This window comes from Mesorhizobium sp. M0408, assembly GCF_040321495.1.
Classification (GTDB): Bacteria; Pseudomonadota; Alphaproteobacteria; order Rhizobiales; family Rhizobiaceae; genus Mesorhizobium.
In genome coordinates this window covers 1-21,007 of sequence record NZ_JAMYRO010000034.1, presented here as the reverse complement: position 1 = coordinate 21,007, position 21,007 = coordinate 1, and the positions used below count along the sequence as shown (strand labels likewise).

Sequence of the window (21,007 nt, the reverse complement as noted above, 5' to 3'; positions counted from 1 at the left end):
CAACAGTCATGGCAACACAGGGAGAAGACCAATGGCTTCGATAAGCCGCGTCAAGGAACGGGCCGAAGAGCAGGCCACCAGCATGAATGTCGACCAGCAGGCGACCATCCGCATGCTGGCGAACGATCTGCACAGGCTCAATCAGTCGGTGATGAAGGCGGTCGAGGCAGGCGTCTCGGTCGAACTGGTGCGCTCGGCACGACACCATGGCGGCGACGGCAACTGGGGCGATCTGCTGATCCCGGTCATCGTCACACAGCGGAGCCACGACAGACAAACTCGATAGCACCGCGCCTCTTTTGAGCGCATGCTATCGCACCTTGCAGGCCGCGGCTTTGCCTAATCCGGCAGAGCCGCTAATGCAACGATTTCAATGACAAGATCAGGCTGCGCAAGCGCTGCAACGCCAATAACTTCCGAGGGCGGCGGGTTGTTGTAGCTGCAGTGCTTCGGGCAGTGCACGGCAAAGAATTCGTCCAAGACGTCCAAGCGAAAATTGGGCGAGCTCAGCACGCCGCCATCTGGAAATGGCCCCTTAACAAAGAAGGTCAGCCGGATGAGATGCTCGAGCGCACTGCCAAGCTCCTCCAGATCTGATTTGATATTGGTGAGAATTGCGCGCCACTGTGCCGCTGCATCGCCAATGGCGGCGCCGCCGCTTTTGCCGATCGGATCGTAGTCCTCGGCCGTCGCGGTGTTTCCGGAAAGGTAGATAAACCCCTTTGCGCCGGTAACGATCGTACCCTTTCCCCATGGCATCAACCGGCCATTTTTGAATTTCTTGTGAGTCACGAGTTCCATCGTCATCTCCCGTCGGTCAAAGAGACGTGCTTAGCCAACGAGGAAGGGTAGTTCGGCGAGGCGATACGACAAGCTCGCGACAGGCCTGACTCGCCTTCGTCCAACCTTACGTCAACCCGGCTACGGCTGCGAGTTGGTGCGTTCGCGCTGCAAAGCCAAACTTAGCTGAGCCTGCCCGGTTGTGGTGGCAACTTCTTCTTCGGGCGGCGGCAAAGAAAAGCACTTAATTTTAATTTTAATGTTTCTTGCGATATTCTCCTGATACGCCATTTGAGCTTGACATGAGCAGTGATCTCACGCCAATTACCTCTCGAGTTTCAACCCTGCATTGAAACATTGAACAACGGCCTGCCCCGCCATGTGCCCAGCGAATCGCGATATCGAGACTGCAAAACAGCTGCCTTTCGTTAGCCGGGACATGGAGACGCGGATGCTCCCGGATTTCTCGCGGGTGCTGGTGGTCGGAAAATCACCGATCAACCGCGTCGTGGTTTCAAAAATCGTGGAGCGGTCCGGCCTCAAACCGATCTCGGAAACTCCCGAAACCGCGGCAAAGGCCTTGCACGCGCTGATTCCCGGGACTGTCGTTCTCGACGGCGGTGCGGAGAATGGGGACTGCGACGCCTTGCTGTCGGGTATCGATGCACTGCGAAGGGCGTCAGGCAGATCGCTTCCGTCGGTGATCCTGCTTTCAGTCAAGACCGGCACGCCGGAGAGCCTGGGCCTGTCCAGCGTCATCGATGCAGTGGTCGTCAAGCCGATCACCACCGAACGGCTGCAGCCGGTGATCGACCGGCTGATCGCAATTAGCCGCAATTGACGCCTACCGTGATGCCTCGGCTGCAGACCTGATCAATCAATCTCGCCGATACGCTCGATCAAGCCCGGCAGTTCACCGAGATTGGCTATCTGGCGAAAGCGTGGTGCCGAGACCGGCGGCTCGACATGTTCCAGCACCCAGGTCAGATCATGCGGAACGTGGATGCCCCAACTGCCGGCTTCGATGGCCGGCACGACGTCCGATTTGAGCGAGTTGCCGACCATCATACCCTTTTCCGGGCCGTCGCCGTGGCGGCTGAAGATGCGGCTATAGGTGGCCGCGCTCTTGTCGCTGACGATCTCGACGGCATCAAACAGCTCGCCCAGCCCGGATTGCGCGAGCTTGCGTTCCTGGTCGAACAGGTCGCCCTTGGTGATCAGCACCAGGCGGTAGGCGCCGGCCAGCTTTTCCACGGTTTCGCGCGCATGCGGAAGCGGCTCGATCGGATGGCTGAGCATCTCGCGGCCCGCGGCGAGAATTTCGGCGATAGTCGAGGCCCGCACCTGGCCGTTGGTGACCTCAATCGCCGTCTCGATCATCGACAGCGTGAACCCCTTGATGCCGAAGCCGTAGACCGCGAGGTTGCGCTTCTCGGCCTCCAGCAATCTTGCTGAAATCCGGTCCTCCTCGGCGTGATCGGCGAGCAGTGCGGCAAAGCGCTTCTCGGTCACGCGGAAGAACTGTTCGTTCTGCCACAGCGTGTCATCGGCGTCGAAGCCGATCGTCGTCAGTTTGCGGCTGTGTTGCATGGGGACCATTAATTGCAGCGTTGCGGGAGGCCGACCCTAGACCAGGAGGCTTTTATCCGGAAGTCGTTGTGTTCCCCCGGTTAATCGAGGCGGACGCCAGCCGGCTCCCCTTCCCTTTCGTCGCCGGCAACGGCTATACTCCACAATCTGCAACAAATCTGGTGATTGATGCCGCCTGCAAAAAAGGAAGTCCGTCCGTCGAGCCGCGGAGGACGCGCCCGCACGCCTGCCTTCGTGAAAAACCAACGTGGCGTCAAGAACTGGAAGGAAGTCAGCGCCTGGCTGGAATGGCGCGGCATCGAAGATATCGAATGCATCACACCCGACCAGGCCGGGGTTGCGCGCGGCAAGATGATGCCATCGAAGAAGTTCACCTCCAACACCTCGCTGGCGCTGCCTTCGGCGGTGTTCATGACAACGATTTCCGGCGGCTATCCGGAGGACGGCAACGGCTTCCACTATCCGGAGGACGACGGCGACCTCAAGCTGATGCCTGACCTCTCGACGCTGACGGTGGTGCCGTGGGAGGAGGACCCTACCGCGGCGGTTATCTGCGACCTCGTCCACCAGGACGGCCGCTCGGTCGAGTTCACGCCGCGCAACGTGCTGAAGCGCGTGCTTGCCGCCTATGACAAGCGTGGGCTGAGGCCGGTCGTGGCACCCGAGATCGAGTTCTACCTGGTGCGCAAGAACCCCGATCCGGACTATCCGCTGACCCCGCCAGTAGGTCGATCGGGGCGGCCGATCGGCGGCGGCGCCGGCTATTCGATTGCCGGGGTTAACGAATTCGACGAATTGATCGACGACATCTACCATTTCTCCGAAAGCCAGGGCCTGGAGATCGACACGCTGATCCACGAGGAGGGCGCCGGCCAGCTCGAAATCAATCTGCGTCACGGCGATCCGATCGAGCTCGCCGACCAGGTGTTCATGTTCAAGCGAACCATCCGCGAGGCGGCGCTCAAGCACGAGATCTACGCCACGTTTATGGCCAAGCCGATCCAAGGGCAGCCCGGTTCGGCCATGCATATCCATCAGTCGATCATCGACAAGAAGACCGGCAAGAACGTCTTTTCGGCGGAGGACGGCTCGGAGACCGACGCCTTCTTCCACTTCATCGGCGGCATGCAGAAACATGTGCCCAACGCGCTGGTAATGTTTGCACCCTATGTCAATTCCTACCGGCGGCTGACGCAGTCGGCCTCGGCGCCGGTCAACAACAAATGGGGCTACGACAACCGTACCACGGCCTTCCGTGTGCCCCGCTCCGACCCGGCGGCGCGGCGCGTCGAAAACCGCATCCCCTCCTCCGACGCCAACCCCTATCTGGCGCTGGCGGCATCGCTTGCCTGCGGACTGATCGGCATGACCAACAAGATCAAGGCCGAGCCGCCGGTTCTGACGACCGCCAACGAGGACCAGATCGACCTGCCGCGCAGCCTGCTCGAAGCCGTCGACCTGTTCGAGGCAGACGAAGAACTCGGCGCGCTGCTCGGCAAGTCATTTGCCGCCACCTATGCGGCGATCAAGCGAGCGGAATTCGAGACCTTCATGGAAGTGATCAGCCCGTGGGAGAGGGAGTATTTGCTGCTGAATGTGTAGTAGGGGAGTAGGGGAGTAGGGGAGTAGGGGAGTAGGGGAGTAGGGCAATATGGCAGTAGGGCAGTAGGGCAAGGATGACGGACAAGATCGCATCGTACAGGGATCTGATCGTTTGGCAGCAAGCCATGGACCTAACAGTTGCAATCTACCAAGTAACAAGGACTTGGCCGAAAAACGAGATCTACGGGCTGACGAGTCAGGTGCGTCGGGCAGCAACGTCGGTGCCCGCCAACATCGCCGAGGGTTACGGCCGAGAAAGCCGAGCTTCCTACCAGCAGTTTCTCAGGATCGCCCAGGGATCACTCAAGGAACTGGAGACACACCTTTTAATCGCGCAAAGGGTTGGAATTACCTCTCGCGAGGCGGTCGAGTCATTGATGCCCCACAGCGAGAGCGTAGGAAAGCTCTTGCGGCTTCTGATCCGCAAGCTGTCGGCTGAATAGACACCTACTGCCCTACTGCCCTAGCCGAGCATCATGACTTACCAATCCCCAATCTCCCCCGGCCGCTCCTGGTACGAAGACACGGCCGGGCCAAGGCCCGAATATCCGACGCTCGACGGCGACCGGACATGCGATGTCGTGATTGTCGGCGGCGGCTTTACCGGTCTGTCGGCGGCGGCTCATCTCGCCAAGACAGGCGCGGATGTCGTGCTTATCGAAACGCATCGTTTCGGTGACGGCGCATCGGGCCGCAATGGTGGCCAGCTCGGCACCGGACAACGGGCCTGGGCAGAGGAACTGGAAGCGGAATACGGCTTTTCCCGCGCCAAGGCGCTGTTCGACCTGGCCGAAGAGGCCAAGGCGCATCTCCTCGACTTCGCCGCGATGCACCAGATCGAGATCGACTATATGCCCGGCCAGATGTCGGTGGCGCACAAGAAGCGCTATGTCGACGACTACAAGGCGCATGCCGAGATCGTGGCGAGCCGTTTCGGCTATCCGCACATCTCATTCATGGATGCCGCAGAGACAGCCGAGCGGCTGGGCTCGACGCATTATTTCGGCGGCACCCGCGACACCGGCACCGGCCACATCCATCCGCTGAAACTGGTCATCGGCACCGCAAAGGTGGCGGCAGAGGCCGGCGCAAAGCTATTCGAGCAGACGTCATCAACCGGCATCACCTCCGGCGGCGGCAAGGTCAGGGTTGTGACGCCGAAGGGCACGATCGCCGCCGCTAAATGCCTGATCGGGGTCAATGCCTATGGCGGCACGCTCGAACCGGTGAGTGCCGCGCATATCATGCCGATCGGCTCGTTCATCGGCGCGACGGTACCGCTGGGAGCCGATTCCAAAGTGTTGCCAGGTGGCGAGGCGGTCGACGATTCGCGCTTCGTCGTGCGCTATTTCCGCAAATCGAAGGATGGGCGGCTGCTGTTTGGCGGGCGCGAGATCTATGCGGTCAACGATCCCAAGGACATCCACATCCACATCCGCCGGCAGATTGCCGAGATTTATCCGGCACTGAAGGACGTCGAGATCACCCATGGCTGGGGCGGCTATGTCGGCATCACCATGCCGAGAAAGCCGTTCGTGCGCGAAGTGATGCCCAATGTGACCTCGATCGGCGGTTATTCCGGCCACGGCGTCATGCTGTCGAACTTTTTCGGCAAGCTTTATGCCGAGACGGTCGCCGGCAACCGCGACCGGCTGAAGCTGATCGAGGACCTGAAAATTCCACCCTTCCCCGGCGGCCGGCGTTTGCGCGCGCCACTGCTCTTTCTTGCGCTCAACTGGTACGCGTTGCGGGACAGGATTTAACCAGACGTTGCAGAATCCTTAACCAGGGCGCAGAATTCCAGCCAAGGGCGCAGTGATGCCACAATCGCGGGCGAAAGATGATGCTCGTGGGCAGCTGAACGGGGAATTTTTGCGGGCCTGCCCGCTTTTGGTTTGGGACCGATGCCGATCGAAATGCCGGCTCTCCGGCATGGGTCGTAAGAACATCGGCCCGCAAATGGAGGTGGCAAGTGTGAGAGAGCCCTTCAGTTTCGGCGCGCCGGAACGACGGCGCCTTGCGATGCAATTCGGTTACGATATGCGGCCGACGTTCTGGCACGGGGTCCGGTCGAACGCGCATCTGGTGATAGCCGCGCTTGGCACGGCCGCACTGCTCGGCGTTGCCGCGGTGGCACTGTGGCTGGCATTGCCGGCAAATGAGCGACAAGCGGCCGCAAGTCCTGAGCAGATCGTTCCGACCATCCCGGTCAAGACGACGAAGATCATGCCTGCCAAGCTTGCTGCGGCGCCGCGGACGACGGGCAAGGCAGATGCGGTTTCCCCAGCGGTGGCCGCAGCGGAAGCCGAGATACCAGCGCTGGCTCCCAACGATCCGCGCTGGACGGGGCCAAAGACGGCATCGGCCGCCGCCACGGCAGCATCCGACCAGCTGGCAAGCCAGACCGAGCAGGCGACCGATAAATCGTCTGCTTCGGTGGCATTCGCCGACCCGGCAGCAAAACCCGACGCTGCGGCATTGTTTGCCAAGGTCGCGGCTCCCGGCAGCTCGACGAAAAACAGCGGGCCCGATGGCGCGCAGACCGCCGCCATCCCAACGCCCAAGCCGCAACTGCCGACGCAGACCGCGAGCGAAGACGACAACAGCACCAAGGCAAAATCCGGAAAAGCCAATACTGCCGGTACCGGACACATCCTGAGATCCGTCACCATGCGCACCGGCCCAAAAAAGAATGCGGCCGCCATTCTCACCGTGCCGGCCAAGACATCGGTGCAAGTGATGAGCTGCAAGCAATGGTGCCAGATCGTCTACAACGGCAAGCGCGGCTGGATCTACAAGAGCTACGTCAAAACCGGGGCGTAGGGCCGGCAGAGCGATTGCGGGTCGCTCGCCATCAGCCGGTCCTCCGCCGGATAACCGGACCGTTCAAATACAACGCCCGCCGTCGACTTCCAGCGCCACGCCGGTGATGAAAGCCGCCTCGTCCGAAGCGAGCCAAAGCGCGGCATTGGCTATGTCGAGCGGCGTCGAAAGCCGGCCGAGCGGGATCGACGCGCGGAACTTCTCGCGGATCTCGGGTGTGTCGGCGCCCATGAATTTCGCGAGCATGCCGGTCTCGCCGGCAACTGGGCAGAGGCAGTTGACGCGGATGTTCTTCGGCGCGAGTTCCACCGCCATCGATTTGGTCGCGGTGATCGCCCAGCCCTTCGATGCATTGTACCAGGTGAGGCCGGGCCGCGGCCTGATACCGGCCGTGGAGGCCGTCGTCAGGATGACGCCACCGCCCTGCCGTTCCATGACCGGCACCACGGCAAGCGCTGCGTGGTAGATCGCCTTCATGTTGACTGATGTGATCAGGTCGAAGGTCGCTTCGTCGACTTCCAGCATGTCACCGTTGCGATGGGTGTAACCGGCATTGTTGACCATGATGTCGATGCGGCCGAAGGCGCTCATTGCGGCATGGACCATGTCGTCGAATTCGGACCGCAGCGAAACGTCGGTCTGGGTCCAGATCGCCTTTTCGCCGATCTCGCCGGCAACGCGCTCTGCGCCCTTGGCGTTCAGATCGGCGACGACTACGCGCGCGCCCTCCTCGGCAAAGCGCCTGGCCATGCCCTCGCCAAAGCCCGAGGCAGCGCCAGTGATGATGGCGACCTTGTTTTTGAGGCGCATGCTTTTCTCACTCATCGTTGAAAGCGATCGATGACGCGTTTGGCCAGGCCATCGAAAGATGTGCGTCCATTGCCGATTTCTCCTTTGGCTTTCGCCTTGATCCCGCTCTATGCTGCACCTGCGAACGCTCCCGGAAGCATCGCTTGCCGACAAGCCGCCGGCCAGCGCCGGTGTCAAGAGCACACGCGGATGTGACGCAATGGCACTGGCAAGTTTAAATCGATTAGATTATATCAGCCGCGTTATCGCGACCGGCGTCAGAGCGGACAGACCATGACCAGCCAGATCATTCCCGTCGACCCTTTCGACTTCATCATTTTCGGCGGCACCGGCGACCTGTCGGAACGCAAGCTTCTGCCGTCGCTATACTACCGCCAGCGCGACCACCAGTTTTCCGAGCCGACGCGCATCATCGGCACATCGCGTTCGAAGATGACAGACGAGGAGTTCCAGTCTTTCGCCAGGCAGGCGATTGCCGACCACGTGAAGCCGGAAGATATCGACGCCACGGAACTGAAGACGTTCCTCGCACGGCTTTCCTATGTCCCGGCAGATGCAACCACAGGTGCCGGCTTCGACAGGCTGAAGAAGGCGATCGGCGACAGCGAACACATCCGCGCTTTCTATCTGGCGGTGGCGCCGGCACTGTTCGGCGACATCTCGCACAAGCTGAAGGAGCACGGGCTGATCACGCCGAATTCGCGCATCGTGCTGGAAAAGCCGATCGGCCGCGATCTAGCTTCGGCGCGCGCGCTCAACGACCTGGTCGGCGACGACTTCCATGAAAGCCAGATTTTCCGCATCGATCACTATCTCGGCAAGGAGACGGTCCAGAATTTGATGGCGCTGCGCTTTGCCAACGCGCTCTACGAGCCGCTTTGGAATTCCGCCAATGTCGATCATGTGCAGATCACCGTGGCCGAGACAGTCGGCCTGGAAGACCGCGTCACTTATTACGACAAGGCCGGCGCATTGCGCGACATGGTGCAGAACCACATGCTGCAACTGCTCTGCCTCGTCGCCATGGAGGCGCCGTCGTCGATGGACGCCGATGCCGTCCGTGACGAAAAGCTGAAGGTGCTGCGGGCGCTGAAGCGCATCAACGGCAACGAAGCGCCGAAGCACACGGTGCGCGGACAATACCGTGCCGGCGCCTCGGCCGGCGGGCCGGTGAAAGGCTATGTCGAGGAGCTCGGCAAGTACAGCAACACCGAGACTTTCGTTGCGCTCAAAGCCGAGATCGGCAACTGGCGCTGGGCGGGCGTGCCGTTCTATCTCCGGACCGGCAAGCGGCTGGCGACGCGCGTTTCGGAGATCGTCATCGAATTCAAGCCGATCCCGCATTCGATCTTCGGCGAGAGCGCCGGGCCGATCTCCGCCAACCAGCTGGTCATCAGGCTGCAGCCCGACGAGGGCGTCAAGCAGTTCATCATGATCAAGGATCCGGGGCCGGGCGGCATGCGGCTGCGCCAGATTCCGCTCGACATGAGTTTTGCGCAATCCTTCGACGGCCGCGCCCCCGATGCCTATGAGCGGCTGATCATGGACGTCATCCGTGGCAACCAGACGCTGTTCATGCGCCGCGACGAGGTCGAGGCGGCGTGGAAATGGATCGACCCGATCCAGGACGCCTGGGAAAGCGGCAGGCAAGAGGCGCAAGGCTACACCGCCGGCACATGGGGCCCCTCGGCCTCGATTGCGCTGATCGAACGCGACGGGCGGACATGGCACGAGAGCAATTAGGCGGCGCCTACAACTGGCACGAATTTGCCGGACGCCAGGAGTTGGCGACAGCGCTTGCCGGCCACGTCGCCGGCCGTCTCTCAAAGGCGATCGCCGAGCGCGGCATGGCGCTGCTTGCGGTCTCGGGCGGCACGACGCCGGCGAAATTCTTCGCGGCGCTTTCGACCGTTCCGATCGCCTGGGAAAAGGTGACGATAACATTGGTCGACGAGCGCTTCGTGCCGCCCTCATCGCCGCGCTCCAATGCCGGCCTGGTTGCCGCCAACCTGCTGCAGAACGCGGCCGCCGCCGCGAATTTCGTGCCGCTCTACCACGCCGCGGCAACGATCGAGGGTGCAGCGGTCTCCGACAGTGAGGCGCTGCAAGTGCTGCCCTGGCCACTCGACGTTGTTGTGCTCGGCATGGGAACTGATGGCCACACCGCCTCGTTCTTTCCGGATGCCGACAACCTGGCAAGATTGCTCGATCCGTCGTCGCAAAAGATCGTGCTTCCGGTTCACGCGGCAAGCGCCGGCGAGCCACGGCTGACGCTATCACTGGCGCGGATCATCAATGCCGCCTTCATCGCGCTGCATATCGAGGGCGCGGAAAAACGCACCGCATTCGAGGCCGCGCTTGGAACTGGAGCACGAAAGCCCATTCGCGCCGTGCTCGATGCCACTCAAAAGCCCGTAGAGGTTTTCTGGGCACCCTGATCTCAACTTGGCTGCAGGTCCCGGCAATAGCCGGAAGGTGTTTGCGGGACCTCGCCTGAAAGGACCGACCGCCATGACCGCAAGACGCGATATCGAAGCCATCACCCAGCGCATCCGTGAGCGCTCCAAGCCCGGTCGCGAGGCCTATCTCGGCCGCATCGCCGAAGCCTCGAACCGCACCGCCAACCGGGCCGTGCTGTCCTGCGGCAACCTGGCCCATGGCTTTGCCGTCTGCAGCCCTTCCGAAAAGGTAGCGCTTGGCGGGGACCGGGTGCCGAATCTCGGCATTATCACCTCCTATAACGATATGCTGTCGGCACATCAGCCTTTCGAGACGTTTCCGGCGCTGATCAAGGATGCGGCGCGCGAGGCCGGCGGCATCGCCCAGGTGGCCGGCGGCGTGCCGGCGATGTGTGACGGCGTCACCCAGGGCCAGCCCGGAATGGAGCTGTCGCTGTTCTCGCGCGACGTGATCGCCATGGCCGCGGCAATCGGCCTGTCGCACAACATGTTCGATGCCGCCGTCTATCTCGGCGTCTGCGACAAAATCGTGCCCGGGCTGGTGATCGCGGCGCTGACCTTCGGCCATCTGCCGGCGGTCTTCATCCCGGCCGGGCCCATGACGACCGGCATTCCGAACGACGAAAAGGCCAAGATCCGCCAGCTCTATGCCGAGGGCAAGGCCGGGCGGGCCGAACTGCTCGAAGCCGAATCAAAATCCTATCACGGGCCGGGAACCTGCACTTTCTACGGTACCGCCAATTCCAACCAGATGCTGATGGAGATCATGGGCCTGCACACGCCTGGCGCTTCCTTCGTCAATCCCGGCACGCCGCTGCGCGACGCGCTGACCAGGGAAGCGACGAAGCGGGCGCTGGCGATCACCGCGCTCGGCAACGCCTACACGCCGGTCGGACGGATGATCGACGAGCGCTCGATCGTCAACGGCATCGTCGGCCTGCACGCCACCGGCGGTTCGACCAACCACACCATCCACCTGATCGCCATGGCAGCGGCGGCCGGCATCGCCACTACCTGGCAGGATATTTCCGACATCTCGGAAGCCGTGCCGCTGCTGGCGCGAGTCTATCCGAACGGCCTTGCCGATGTGAACCACTTCCACGCCGCCGGCGGGCTCGGCTTCCTGATCCGCGAACTGCTCGACGCAGGCATCCTGCACGAGGATGTGCAGACGGTGTGGGGCGAAGGGCTGCGCCCCTACGCGGTCGAGGCCAAGCTCGGTGCGGACGGCGGCGTCGTGCGCGAGGCTTCGCCGCGCGAGAGCGGGGACGAGAAGGTGCTGGCGCCGTTCAAGAAGGCGTTCCAGCCGAGCGGCGGTCTGAAAGTGCTTTCGGGCAATCTCGGCCACGCCGTCATCAAGACATCGGCGGTCAAGCCGGAGCGGCGCGTCATCGAGGCGCCGGCCAAGGTGTTCGACAGCCAGCAAGGCCTGAACGAGGCGTTCAAGGCGGGGTCGCTGACCGGCGACTTCATCGCCGTCATTCGGTTCCAGGGACCGAAGGCCAACGGCATGCCGGAATTGCACAGGCTGACCACCGTGCTCGGCATCCTGCAGGACCGCGGCCAGCATGTGGCGTTGGTCACCGACGGCCGCATGTCGGGCGCTTCAGGCAAGGTGCCAGCGGCGATCCACGTGACGCCGGAAGCGGCGGAGGACGGGCCTATCGCCAGGATCCATGACGGCGATATCATCAGGCTCGACGCCGAGGCCGGGACGCTGGAGGTACTGGTGCCAGCCGGCGATTTCGCACTGCGCCGCCCCGCGGACAGCGACCTCATAGGCAATGAATTCGGCTTCGGCCGCGAGCTTTTCGCCGGGTTCCGGCAGTTGGTGGGACGCGCCGACCATGGCGCCAGCGCCTTCGGTACGGCATGACTTTTCGACCATGGAAGAGCGGCTGGTGGCCGCTCTCCCTTAGATCTACTGAACGGTCAGCTCGGCTCGCGCGCCGGCCCTGACCGTTACCGTGCCTTCCCTCGAGCTGTTGTCCGATTTCTCCGAAACCACCGCGTAGTCGCCGGCCGACAGGGTGGCTTGATACTTCTGGTCGTAGGCGTAGCCGACCGACTTGCGGGTTCCGTCGATGGCCTTCCTGGCCTCGAATATCTCGATCTTCGAGGCCCCTGGCGCGGTTATCGTCAGCATGCCGGCGTTCATCGCGATCTTCAGATCCTGATGGTCGCCAACCTTGACGCTGAACGGCTGCTCGGCCACCGCAAGGTCGACCGTCGCGACCATTACATAATCGTCGGGCGGCAGATCGAACTTGCTGTCCGGACCGTAGGCATAAGTCACCTCCTGCCTGGTTCCGTCGACGTTCTTTTTCGCCTGGAGCACTTTGAAGCCGACGCCCGAACCCTCGGCCTTGTCGCCGCCGGCAGCATAATAGGCGTTGGCGACGATACTCCCGACGCCGACGATGATGTCCTTGTCGATGACCCTGCCGGCGGCAAGCGGGATCGTCTCGATAACCATGCCCTGGCCGATCGTGACCGTCACCTTCTGGTCACCGGCCGGCAGCACGACTTTCGTGTCACCGTAATAGGTCGGCGGGGTGTCGACGCCGGGATAGCCGATTACGACAGCCGCGCCGTCATCAACGTCCGCTCCTTCGCTTGGCCGCGGGTGGATGACCAGCGTGCCGGCATTCAGGTTGAAGTGCGGTTTGGCGACCTGGCCAGGCTCTATCTTGATCTTCTGTTCGGCCCTGGCCTCGCCGGCACGCGCGACGACGATATAGTCGCCCGGCTCCAGATTGCCCTTGTAGGTGCCATATTCGGTGGTGACGGGATCGCCGCGCGTGCCGTCGGAATTCGCCTTGTAGATCTCCCAGGCGTTGCCGTCGGTGACGGGATCGCCACCCTCGGCAAGCACGACGGTGGGCACGAAATTGGACTCCGCCGGCTGGGCGGGCGCCGGCTGGGGAGCAGGCTGCGGGGCGGGAATCGGTTCAGGGGCGGGTGGCGGAGGCGCAACGGTCTCGACGAGGGCGTCCTGCAATGCGTTTTCATCCGACGCTTCGATATATTTGCCGCCGGTATTGTCGGCGAGGCAACCGACCTGCTTGCCCTCGGCCGCCGTCAGGCCGAAGCCGACGACATTGACGGTGAAGTCGACGCCAGCAGCCTCCAGTTCCTTGCCGAGCGCACAGGGATCGCCGCTACATGTCTCGATGCCATCGGTGATGAGAACGACCGTCGCCTTGTCCTCGGTGTATTTCAATGCTTCCGCCGCTTGCTTGACCGCAGCGGTCAGCGGCGTCTTGCCCTGAAATTTCAAGCTGTCGGCCGCGGCTGAGATCGCACTTGCCGAGCCTGCCTGCGGTGGCACGATGAGTTCGATGTCGTCGCAACTGGCCTTCTCGCGATGGCCATAGGCCATGAAGCCTATTTCCTCCTCGGCCGGGACCGATTGCAGCACGTTCCGCAGTGATTGACGGGCGATTTCGAGCTTGGGCTTGCCGTCGATCTGCGCCCACATCGAGCCGGAGGCATCGAGAATGACGATGACGCGATCGGCGGCGAAGCCGAACCCCGTCGTCCGCAGCAACAGGGCCGCCGCAGCGACGCTCTGCACAAATCCCGCCATCAAAAATCTCCCCCGTCAGTCGCCGCCGCTCGGCGCCGGAAAGCTATTTGACGCCGGGTCGCGACACAAGCCCGGACGGAGTACGAAGCTGCGTCGCCTCTCTGCCAAACCCTCAATAGGCCGTGCGGCGTTCCTCGGAAGGCGGCCGGCCGAATTGCAGCCGGTAGCTCTGGGCAAAATAGGAATGCGAGGTGAAGCCGGTGGCGATTGCCACGTCGAGGATCGGCATGTTGGTCTGGCGCAGCAATTCGCGCGCCCGCTCGAGCCTGAGCCGCATATAATAGCGCCCGGGCGTCACACTGAGATGGCGCAGGAACAGGCGCTCGACCTGGCGCACCGACAGGCCCGCCGACTTGGCGAGCTGCACCGCCGACAGCGGCTCGTCGAGATGGTCGGCCATCAGCTCGACGATGCGGCGCAGCTTCTCCGACTTGCCGGTCAGGTCGCGTTCCGGGCCGACGCGCTGGCGGTCCCCGGCCGAGCGGATGCGCTCATGCTGGAACTGGTTGGCGACGCCATTGGCGAGGCTCGAGCCGAAATCACCGCGCACGATCTCCAGCATCAGGTCGATCGATGTGGTGCCGCCGGCGCAGGTGTAGCGCTTGCGGTCGATCTCGAAGACGTTGCCGGTGCAGTTGATGTCCGGAAAGCGTTCGAGGAAGCCGGCGCGGTTTTCCCAATGGATGGTGCAGCGATAGCCATCGAGCTGGCCTGCTTCGGCAAGCAAATAGGAACCGACCGAAAGCGCGCCGAGCGCATTGCCGCGCCGGCCCCAACTGCGCAGCGCTGCCAGCACCTTGCTCTTGCCGGGAAATTCCGTCGTCAGCCCGACCGAGACGAACAGGATATCGACCGGCGGCAGATCGGCAACCGCGTAGTCGATCTTGAGCGGCAGGCCGTTGGACGCCATGACGGCGTCGCCGTCGGCCGACACCGTAGTCCAGCCATAGAAATCGCGGCCGAGCAGCCGGTTCGCCGACCGGAACGTGTCGATTGCCGCGGCCAGCGAGAACATGGAGAACTTGTCGACCAACAGAAACCCGAACTGCCGCCCGCCCTGAACGGGATCATTGGTGACCGGCCGTTCTAAGGGAACAGTGAGGTTCGGCAAGGACGCTGCTTTCTGGTCAGAAGGAAGGCCGTTTCAATCCGGCTGCGAGATAGGCGGAAGCTAGCGTGTTGGCCATCAGCATGGCAATGGTCATCGGTCCGACGCCGCCAGGCACCGGCGTGATGGCGCCGGCCGCCTTCGCTGCTTCGGCAAAGGCGACGTCGCCGACGAGGCGCGTCTTGCCTTCGCCCTTTTCAGGTGCGGCGACGCGGTTGATGCCGACATCGATGACAGTGGCGCCAGGCTTGACCCAGTCGCCGCGGACCATTTCAGACCGGCCGACGGCGGCGACCAGAATATCGGCGGTGCGGGCAAGCGCCGGCAGGTCCCTGGTCCGGCTGTGTGCGATGGTGACGGTGCAGTTGGCGGCAAGCAGAAGATTGGCCATCGGTTTGCCGACGATGTTCGAACGCCCGACGACGACCGCATTGAGACCGGACAGGTCCTTGCCGCGCACGCGTTCGATCAGCAGCATCGAGCCGGCCGGCGTGCAAGGCACGAAGGCGGTCTCGAGTTCGCCGGTGCCGAGCTTGCCGACATTGATGAAGTGGAAGCCGTCGACATCCTTCTCCGGCGCGATGGTCTGGATGATCTTGCCGGAATCGATATGGCCGGGAAGCGGAAGCTGCACGAGGATGCCGTTGATGGCCGGATCGGCGTTGAGCTGGCCGATGATCTTCAACAGGTCCGGCTCGGAGGTTTCGGCCGGCAGCGTGTGCTGAACCGAATGGAAGCCGCATTCCTTGGCGGTGCGGGATTTGGAGGCGACATAGACCTGGCTCGCCGGATCCTCGCCGACGATGACCACGGCGAGACCGGGCTGCCGTCCGCCCTTTTCCGCCAGTTCGGCGGTCAGGGCCTTGACCCGCCGCACCACGTCTTCGGCGACGCTTTTTCCGTCAATCAACTCAGCCATGAACCACCCTCGACGCCTATCGCGTAAGCCTGCCGCGTTAAAACATCCATGCGGCGCGCTCCAGATATCTTTTATGCAGGCCGTTGCCCAGAACCATGCGCTGCGGGCGGACATGCAGCGCGGCATTTTCACGAAAATCGAGCCGGGCAATCCCGTCAATGCGCCGTCCCATGCCGTTAACTCGAAACCGGCATGTTTTATTCGACGCTCAGAAATAGCGGCGGCGCGCGCGGTTTTCGGTGAGCTCGCGAACGACCTCGCGGAATTCGCGCAGGCTGGCGCGGATTTCCTCGATCTGGCTTTGCTGATCGGCGGCTTCCGAGGCCTGATTTGCCTTCCTCGACCAGGCCTGAGTATGGGCCGAATGCGGCGGCGTGGGTTGCTGCGGATAAGGTGCCCGACCGGCATAGAGCGGCTGCGGGTGGAACGCAGGTGGCATCGCTGCGGTGGAATTTGTCGCGGCGGAAGTCTCACCGGACGCCATCTCCTCCGGCGCTCTGCCAGGCATGAGCCGGCTCAGCGCCGACAACACGGCACCGATCGGACCAGGACGTTTGGTACGCGCGACCTCGACCGGCTGAGCGGGAGGCGGCGCTGCCCGGTATGCTGCGTGATCGGCGGAACCGGCATCGGGGCCGCCAAGGGAGCCAGCGGGGTCGAAAAACCCATCGGCAGCTGCAGCCTCTTCCATCAGTATGGTGCCGGCCTTTGGCTCATCAGGATCGGGCTGGCTTATGCCGGCGGCTGCCAACAGGATCGGACTGGCACACGCTTCGCGGCGCGAGCGGGCAAGACGATGGCGTGTGGCGGCATCCTCGCGCCATGACGGGCCTGCGCGGTCCTCTAGCAAAACCAGCGATGCTTCGTCCTCGCCGCGCACCGCCTCGACGAGCGACAGCAAGGACTGCTCGTTCCTCCAGTGTTCACGATTTTTCCTATAAGCCATGGTTTCTGGAGCCTTCCCCTCGGGCTGGGACGTAGCGACCGCCACTGGTTAAGCGATGCTAAACAGGCATAGGAAATAAAAGGTTAATTTGGTCGCCGCGCGGCTGCGCGACTACATACGCATCCCAACCGCAAGGTCGGGGTTTCCGCCTGATCACGGTCCCAACAGGGCTTCCCCGCCCTGCCGCGAACGTCTATGGGGAAGCCATCTCAATATGGGAGGCTTTCGATGACGGTCAGGCTTGTTCTCGCCGGTTGCGGCAATATGGGCTACGCCATGCTCTCGGGCTGGCTGAAAGCCGGCAAGCTGGCTCCGGCGGTGGTGTTCGTGGTCGAGCCCAATGCCGAGTTGCGCAAGCGTGCCGAAGCACTGGGCTGCGCTGCCGGCGCGGATGCTGGCGCCATACCGGCCAACGCCGTGCCGGCCCTCGTCGTCCTTGCGGTCAAGCCACAGGTGATCCGCGACGTCACGGCTGGCTACATCCGCTTCAACGATGGCCGAACCACTTTCCTCAGCATCGCCGCCGGGACGCCGGTCGCCACGTTCGAAGGCATTCTCGGCGACCGCGCGCCGATCGTGCGCTGCATGCCCAACACGCCGGCGGCAATCGGCAAGGGCATGATGGTGGTGTTTTCCAACAGGCTGGTTTCCGAGGACACCAAGCGTTTTGTGGCCGACCTGCTTTCGGCGGGCGGGCAAGTGGCCGATATCGATGACGAGGGCCTGATGGACGCGGTGACGGCAGTCTCCGGGTCGGGGCCGGCTTATATCTTCCATTTCATCGAAGCGCTGACGGTGGCAGCCGAGAAGGCCGGCCTGCCGACCAGGACTGCCAAGCTCTTGGCAATGCAGACGGTCTACGGCGCCGCCTCGCTGGCCGCCGAAAGCGGCGAGGAGCCGGGCGTGCTCAGACAGCAGGTGACCAGCCCCAACGGCACCACGGCTGCGGCCCTTGCAGTACTGATGGGCGAGGACCGGCTGACGCGCCTGCTCACCGAGGCGGTGGAAGCGGCGCGGCTGCGGTCGATAGAGCTGGGGAAGTAACAGCCGGTTGCGGATTACGCGAGGTCGGTATGCGAAAAGTCGTTGCCCTTGTAGAGCAGTGCGGAGCCATGACTTTTTGCGCAGGCATAAGAAAGGCAGTCGGCTAAGTTGAGCTGGGCGGGATGTCCGCGCCCCTTTCCGTAGTCTGAAAACGCCTGGATCGCGAGCTTGGCATCGCTGGCGTCGATCGGCACAATTTCGATTTCGGCTTCGCGAAGAAACGCCTCTATCGCATCTCCGGCGACAACCGGCGGCACGGCAAGCATCGTCGAAAGCCGCATCGCCGCTTCAAGCACCACCAACGCCGAAGTTATCCTCGCGGGCGCTGCCTCAATGCGGTTACTCAACTCGCGGGCATCCTCTTCGCCTGAAAGAATCGCGACAACCACGGAGGTGTCGATGAACATCAGGAATGGCCCCACATCTCATCGATCTCATCCTTCGTCACAGCCCGACCACCTTGGCCTGCCTTGGCCTTGAAGTCGTTGGCAATGGCAGCAAGCCGCTCAGCCAGGGGAATGCGTCCGCTCTCCCGCTTCAACTCGGATTCAAGCGCTTCGATGACCGCTTCGGTCATCGAAATCTTGCGTTTGGCAGCAAGCTCTCGCGCCAGTTCGCGTGCGCGCGGGTCCCTGATCTGAAGATTCATGTGATCGCCTCCGCCTTCATCGTCAATACAATATAGAGAGTTGTAATGACAATGCCAGTGGGCCCGGCCAAAGGCACCGCGACAGCTCACCGGTCGACAGCGTCACGCCCATACAGCATCTCGTCCTGCAGCCGGCGCAAGGCGAATAGCCTGGTCGTCGGGTCGGGCGCGGCATTGTCGGCGGTGAGCAATTCGCCTTTCCTCACCGGTTTCAGCACCTTGCCGCCTTCGAGCAGACCGACCGGCACGGCGCGATGGGCGCGGGCTTCTTCGACGGTCATGGTCCAGGAGCGGTAGCAGGTCTCGCCGATCGCATCGAAAACCTCGCCTGCCGCCAGATCGCGCTTGGCCACGGCGCAGACCTCGGCCACCGGCCGCGGCAGCGGCACCATGTCGGGCTTGCCGTAAAGCGCGATGCGAGCGGCCGTCAGCGGCACTTCCAGCGAGGTCAGATGGTAGGGCCTGAAGAAGCTGTAATAGGGACCGTGGCCGATATGCAGATCGTCCATGCGCTCGATGATGCGCGGATGCGTCGCCTCGACGATGACGAAGACACCGGGCGCCACGCCCTTGCCGACGGTGTAGTCGACGACGCCCTTCTTCGACAGAATGCCGCCCTGCTCGCGCGGGATCAGCACCTTGACCAGCTCGTCGCGATCGGCCTTGGGGCCGTGCATGCCGGGAACGTCGGGCACCAGCCCGGTGGCGTTGGCAATGGCGCACATCTCGACCATGGTTTTCGAGCCGTCGACGAACTCGACCAGCATGCGCGGATTCATGTTGCGGCGCAGCGCCTCCTCGCGGTAGTCGTCGGGAACGGCGTCGTGGTTGAGAGGGTTGTTCTTGCCCTTGCCGGCGGAGACGATGGTGTAGCCGAGCGCCGAGGCGAACTCGATCAGCTCCATGCAGCTCGACGGCTCGTCGCCGGCGCCGACCGAATAGACGACGCCGAGCCGGTCGGCCTGCTGCTTTAGATAGCAGCCGATGGTAACGTCGGCCTCGACATTCATCATCACCAGGTGCTTGCCGTGCTGCATCGCCATCAGGTCGAAATCGGCGGCGACCCCGGGCTTGCCGGTGGCATCGATGACGACATCGATAAGCGGATTGGTGACCAGCATTTCGTTCGAGGTGACGGCGATCTTGCCGCTTTCGATCGCCTGGCTGACCTTCGAAGCGCTGTCCGCTTCGGCTGCCATCGCCTGGTCGCCATAAGCAATGCGGATGGCCTCACGCGCCGTATGCGGGCGGCGCGTCGAGATCGCGCAAACCGAAATGCCCGGCATCAGCATGCCTTGCGTCACCAGGTCGGTGCCCATCTCGCCCGAACCGATAACGCCGATGCGCACCGGGCGGCCTTCCGCGGCGCGCTTGGCAAGATCGCGGGCAAGCCCGGTCAAGGCGACATTGGTCATACTGGAACGTCCACTGCTTTTTGATTTGAAGCGGGAATAGCAGGGAACGGCAACCCATTGCCAATCGAAACCGGCCGCGGCGGTCTTTTCTTGCGCATGACCCCGGAAACCAGAATTGTTCCTATGAAGACATGCACCCGGCCGAAGGACTAACGAGGGTCCTGTGGCGCCAAAGGCCCGCGTTGAAGCGGCGGAACGGGCCGTTAAGCCTGGATGGATCGCAGCCAAGAAATGTACGGAAATTCTTAGTCATTCTTTTATGCAATCCTGCTTTAATAGGGAAATGGACTGGCGTGCCCGCATTTTTAGGTGTTTTTTCCGCGCTATGCGACCGATCGGCGAGAGCGGCAACGTTGCTACTATTTTTGCTCTGTCTTTGCCGATTGTCGTCGGCGGTGCGGGCCTCGGTATCGAGACTTCCTATTGGTATTACAGCAGCCTGAAGCTACAAGCGGTGGCGGATGCGGCCGCCTATGCTGGCGCTTTGGAAAAGGTTTCGGGATCCGACACGCCAAAGATTGTCTCCGCAGCGACAGCGTCAGCGACCACGAACGGCTGGGGACCGTCAGCAGGTACAATAGAGGTCTTCTCGCCTCCGTCAGCCGGTCCAAATGTCGGAAAAAAGGCGGTTGAGGTGGTCGTTCATCAGACCCTCGATCGGTTCTTTACGTCGATATTCACGCAAAACGCAGTTGGCGCACAAGCAAGGGCGGTGGCTCTTATTACGGATGCTTCAAAAGCCTGCATTTTGACGGTCGATCCTTCCGCTTCGAAAGCGGCGCTCTTTTCCGGCAGTTCGACCACAAAACTGACAGGCTGCTCCGTCATGTCGAATTCGATAGCTCCGGACGCCATCAAACTTCAGGGATCGGCAAGCCTTGATGTCGATTGCCTGATATCGGCAGGCGGTGTTTCGTTGAGCAACGTCGTGAAGACCGTTTGCGCCAGCCTGATAACTCAGGCGCTGCCCGCTGCTGATCCTTTTGCCGACCTGCCGGCGCCGCCGGCCACGAACCCTTGTCAAAACGGCAATCAGTCAACCTTGCAACCTGGAACATACTGCAAGGGGCTCAGCTTGAGCGGCAATGTAACCCTCTCGCCCGGGATATACGTCATTGAGGGAGGCGATTTCAAAGCGAGCTCGAATGCAAATATTTCCGGCGAGGGTGTCGTCATTTATCTGGCCGATACCTCCGGCGTTAGCATGAACGGCACGGCGACCGTCAAGCTCAGCGCACCGACGTCGGGCACCTATTCAGGTGTGCTGTTCTAT

At 62.5% G+C, this 21,007-nt stretch carries 22 protein-coding genes; 11 read left to right on the top strand and 11 right to left on the bottom strand.

All coding sequences use genetic code 11. The features are described from left to right. Positions 1–31 precede the first annotated feature (31 nt). Positions 32–286, top strand: coding sequence for an SMc00767 family acetate metabolism repressor (locus tag NKI67_RS28560; protein WP_023677446.1), 255 nt, complete (start codon positions 32–34; stop codon positions 284–286). Between the two features lie 53 nt (positions 287–339). Here NKI67_RS28560 and NKI67_RS28555 read toward each other — a convergent pair whose 3' ends face one another. Continuing rightward, on the bottom strand, positions 340–801 hold the full coding sequence (locus NKI67_RS28555; RefSeq protein WP_023677445.1) for a RidA family protein: 462 nt from the start codon (positions 799–801) through the stop codon (positions 340–342). A gap of 430 nt (positions 802–1,231) precedes the next feature. Between NKI67_RS28555 and NKI67_RS28550 the strand changes: the two genes are divergently transcribed. Further along, on the top strand, positions 1,232–1,621 hold the full coding sequence (locus tag NKI67_RS28550; RefSeq protein WP_245274728.1) for an ANTAR domain-containing protein: 390 nt from the start codon (positions 1,232–1,234) through the stop codon (positions 1,619–1,621). 32 nt (positions 1,622–1,653) lie between these two features. On the opposite strand, the gene NKI67_RS28545 is transcribed toward NKI67_RS28550, so the two are convergent. Then, positions 1,654–2,370, bottom strand: a complete 717-nt coding sequence (locus NKI67_RS28545) for an HAD family hydrolase (RefSeq protein WP_023677443.1) — start codon at positions 2,368–2,370, stop codon at positions 1,654–1,656. Between the two features lie 168 nt (positions 2,371–2,538). On the opposite strand from NKI67_RS28545, the gene NKI67_RS28540 reads away from it, so the two are divergent. The 4 genes from NKI67_RS28540 (at position 2,539) to NKI67_RS28525 (ending at position 6,795) form a co-directional block, all read left to right on the top strand. Beyond that, positions 2,539–3,972, top strand: a complete 1,434-nt coding sequence (locus NKI67_RS28540) for a glutamine synthetase family protein (RefSeq protein ID WP_023677442.1) — start codon at positions 2,539–2,541, stop codon at positions 3,970–3,972. Between the two features lie 74 nt (positions 3,973–4,046). Continuing rightward, a complete protein-coding gene (locus NKI67_RS28535; RefSeq protein WP_352648093.1) occupies positions 4,047–4,415 on the top strand; it encodes a four helix bundle protein in 369 nt (122 codons plus the stop codon). A 33-nt stretch (positions 4,416–4,448) separates the two neighbouring features. Continuing rightward, on the top strand, positions 4,449–5,735 hold the full coding sequence (locus tag NKI67_RS28530; RefSeq protein WP_023677440.1) for an NAD(P)/FAD-dependent oxidoreductase: 1,287 nt from the start codon (positions 4,449–4,451) through the stop codon (positions 5,733–5,735). A 259-nt stretch (positions 5,736–5,994) separates the two neighbouring features. Further along, positions 5,995–6,795 (top strand): SH3 domain-containing protein, encoded by an 801-nt coding sequence (locus tag NKI67_RS28525; RefSeq protein ID WP_245274727.1) that lies wholly within the window; start codon positions 5,995–5,997, stop codon positions 6,793–6,795. A gap of 63 nt (positions 6,796–6,858) precedes the next feature. On the opposite strand, the gene NKI67_RS28520 is transcribed toward NKI67_RS28525, so the two are convergent. Continuing rightward, positions 6,859–7,605 carry an SDR family oxidoreductase gene (locus NKI67_RS28520; protein ID WP_023677438.1) on the bottom strand — a complete coding sequence of 249 codons (747 nt, stop codon included), beginning with the start codon at positions 7,603–7,605 and terminating at the stop codon, positions 6,859–6,861. 273 nt (positions 7,606–7,878) lie between these two features. Here NKI67_RS28520 and zwf point away from each other — a divergent pair, with 273 nt between their 5' ends. The 3 genes from zwf (at position 7,879) to edd (ending at position 11,940) form a co-directional block, all read left to right on the top strand. Continuing rightward, positions 7,879–9,348 (top strand): glucose-6-phosphate dehydrogenase, encoded by a 1,470-nt coding sequence (gene zwf, locus NKI67_RS28515; RefSeq protein WP_023677437.1) that lies wholly within the window; start codon positions 7,879–7,881, stop codon positions 9,346–9,348. After that, positions 9,330–10,043 (top strand): 6-phosphogluconolactonase, encoded by a 714-nt coding sequence (gene pgl, locus NKI67_RS28510; RefSeq protein ID WP_023677436.1) that lies wholly within the window; start codon positions 9,330–9,332, stop codon positions 10,041–10,043. The genes zwf and pgl overlap by 19 nt, the downstream gene beginning before the upstream one ends. Positions 10,044–10,116: 73 nt before the next feature. Continuing rightward, complete coding sequence (gene edd, locus NKI67_RS28505) at positions 10,117–11,940, top strand: phosphogluconate dehydratase (protein ID WP_023677435.1); 1,824 nt, start codon at positions 10,117–10,119, stop codon at positions 11,938–11,940. A 45-nt stretch (positions 11,941–11,985) separates the two neighbouring features. Here edd and NKI67_RS28500 read toward each other — a convergent pair whose 3' ends face one another. From NKI67_RS28500 to NKI67_RS28480, 5 genes are all read right to left on the bottom strand, one after another. Continuing rightward, positions 11,986–13,653, bottom strand: a complete 1,668-nt coding sequence (locus tag NKI67_RS28500; RefSeq protein ID WP_023677434.1) for a vWA domain-containing protein — start codon at positions 13,651–13,653, stop codon at positions 11,986–11,988. A gap of 112 nt (positions 13,654–13,765) precedes the next feature. Further along, positions 13,766–14,764 carry a GlxA family transcriptional regulator gene (locus tag NKI67_RS28495; protein ID WP_023677433.1) on the bottom strand — a complete coding sequence of 333 codons (999 nt, stop codon included), beginning with the start codon at positions 14,762–14,764 and terminating at the stop codon, positions 13,766–13,768. A gap of 16 nt (positions 14,765–14,780) precedes the next feature. After that, entirely contained in the window at positions 14,781–15,680 is a 900-nt protein-coding gene (gene folD, locus NKI67_RS28490) for a bifunctional methylenetetrahydrofolate dehydrogenase/methenyltetrahydrofolate cyclohydrolase FolD (protein WP_023677432.1), read from the bottom strand. A gap of 37 nt (positions 15,681–15,717) precedes the next feature. Next, entirely contained in the window at positions 15,718–15,852 is a 135-nt protein-coding gene (locus NKI67_RS28485; protein ID WP_023677431.1) for a hypothetical protein, read from the bottom strand. Positions 15,853–15,888: 36 nt separating this feature from the next. Next, a complete protein-coding gene (locus NKI67_RS28480; protein ID WP_156937359.1) occupies positions 15,889–16,626 on the bottom strand; it encodes a hypothetical protein in 738 nt (245 codons plus the stop codon). Between the two features lie 228 nt (positions 16,627–16,854). On the opposite strand from NKI67_RS28480, the gene proC reads away from it, so the two are divergent. Then, a complete protein-coding gene (proC, locus tag NKI67_RS28475) occupies positions 16,855–17,670 on the top strand; it encodes a pyrroline-5-carboxylate reductase (protein WP_023677429.1) in 816 nt (271 codons plus the stop codon). A gap of 14 nt (positions 17,671–17,684) precedes the next feature. Here the strand turns inward: proC and NKI67_RS28470 are convergent, their stop codons facing one another. From NKI67_RS28470 to NKI67_RS28460, 3 genes are all read right to left on the bottom strand, one after another. Further along, positions 17,685–18,077: a type II toxin-antitoxin system VapC family toxin gene (locus NKI67_RS28470; RefSeq protein WP_023677428.1), complete on the bottom strand. Its 393-nt coding sequence runs from the start codon at positions 18,075–18,077 to the stop codon at positions 17,685–17,687. Next, positions 18,077–18,319 (bottom strand): type II toxin-antitoxin system VapB family antitoxin, encoded by a 243-nt coding sequence (locus NKI67_RS28465; protein ID WP_023677427.1) that lies wholly within the window; start codon positions 18,317–18,319, stop codon positions 18,077–18,079. The genes NKI67_RS28470 and NKI67_RS28465 overlap by 1 nt, the downstream gene beginning before the upstream one ends. An 86-nt stretch (positions 18,320–18,405) precedes the next feature. Further along, a complete protein-coding gene (locus NKI67_RS28460; protein WP_023677426.1) occupies positions 18,406–19,734 on the bottom strand; it encodes an NAD(P)H-dependent oxidoreductase in 1,329 nt (442 codons plus the stop codon). A 163-nt stretch (positions 19,735–19,897) separates the two neighbouring features. On the opposite strand from NKI67_RS28460, the gene NKI67_RS28455 reads away from it, so the two are divergent. Beyond that, the coding region (locus NKI67_RS28455) for a pilus assembly protein TadG-related protein (protein ID WP_352648088.1) at positions 19,898–21,007 on the top strand (1,110 nt) is incomplete at its 3' end.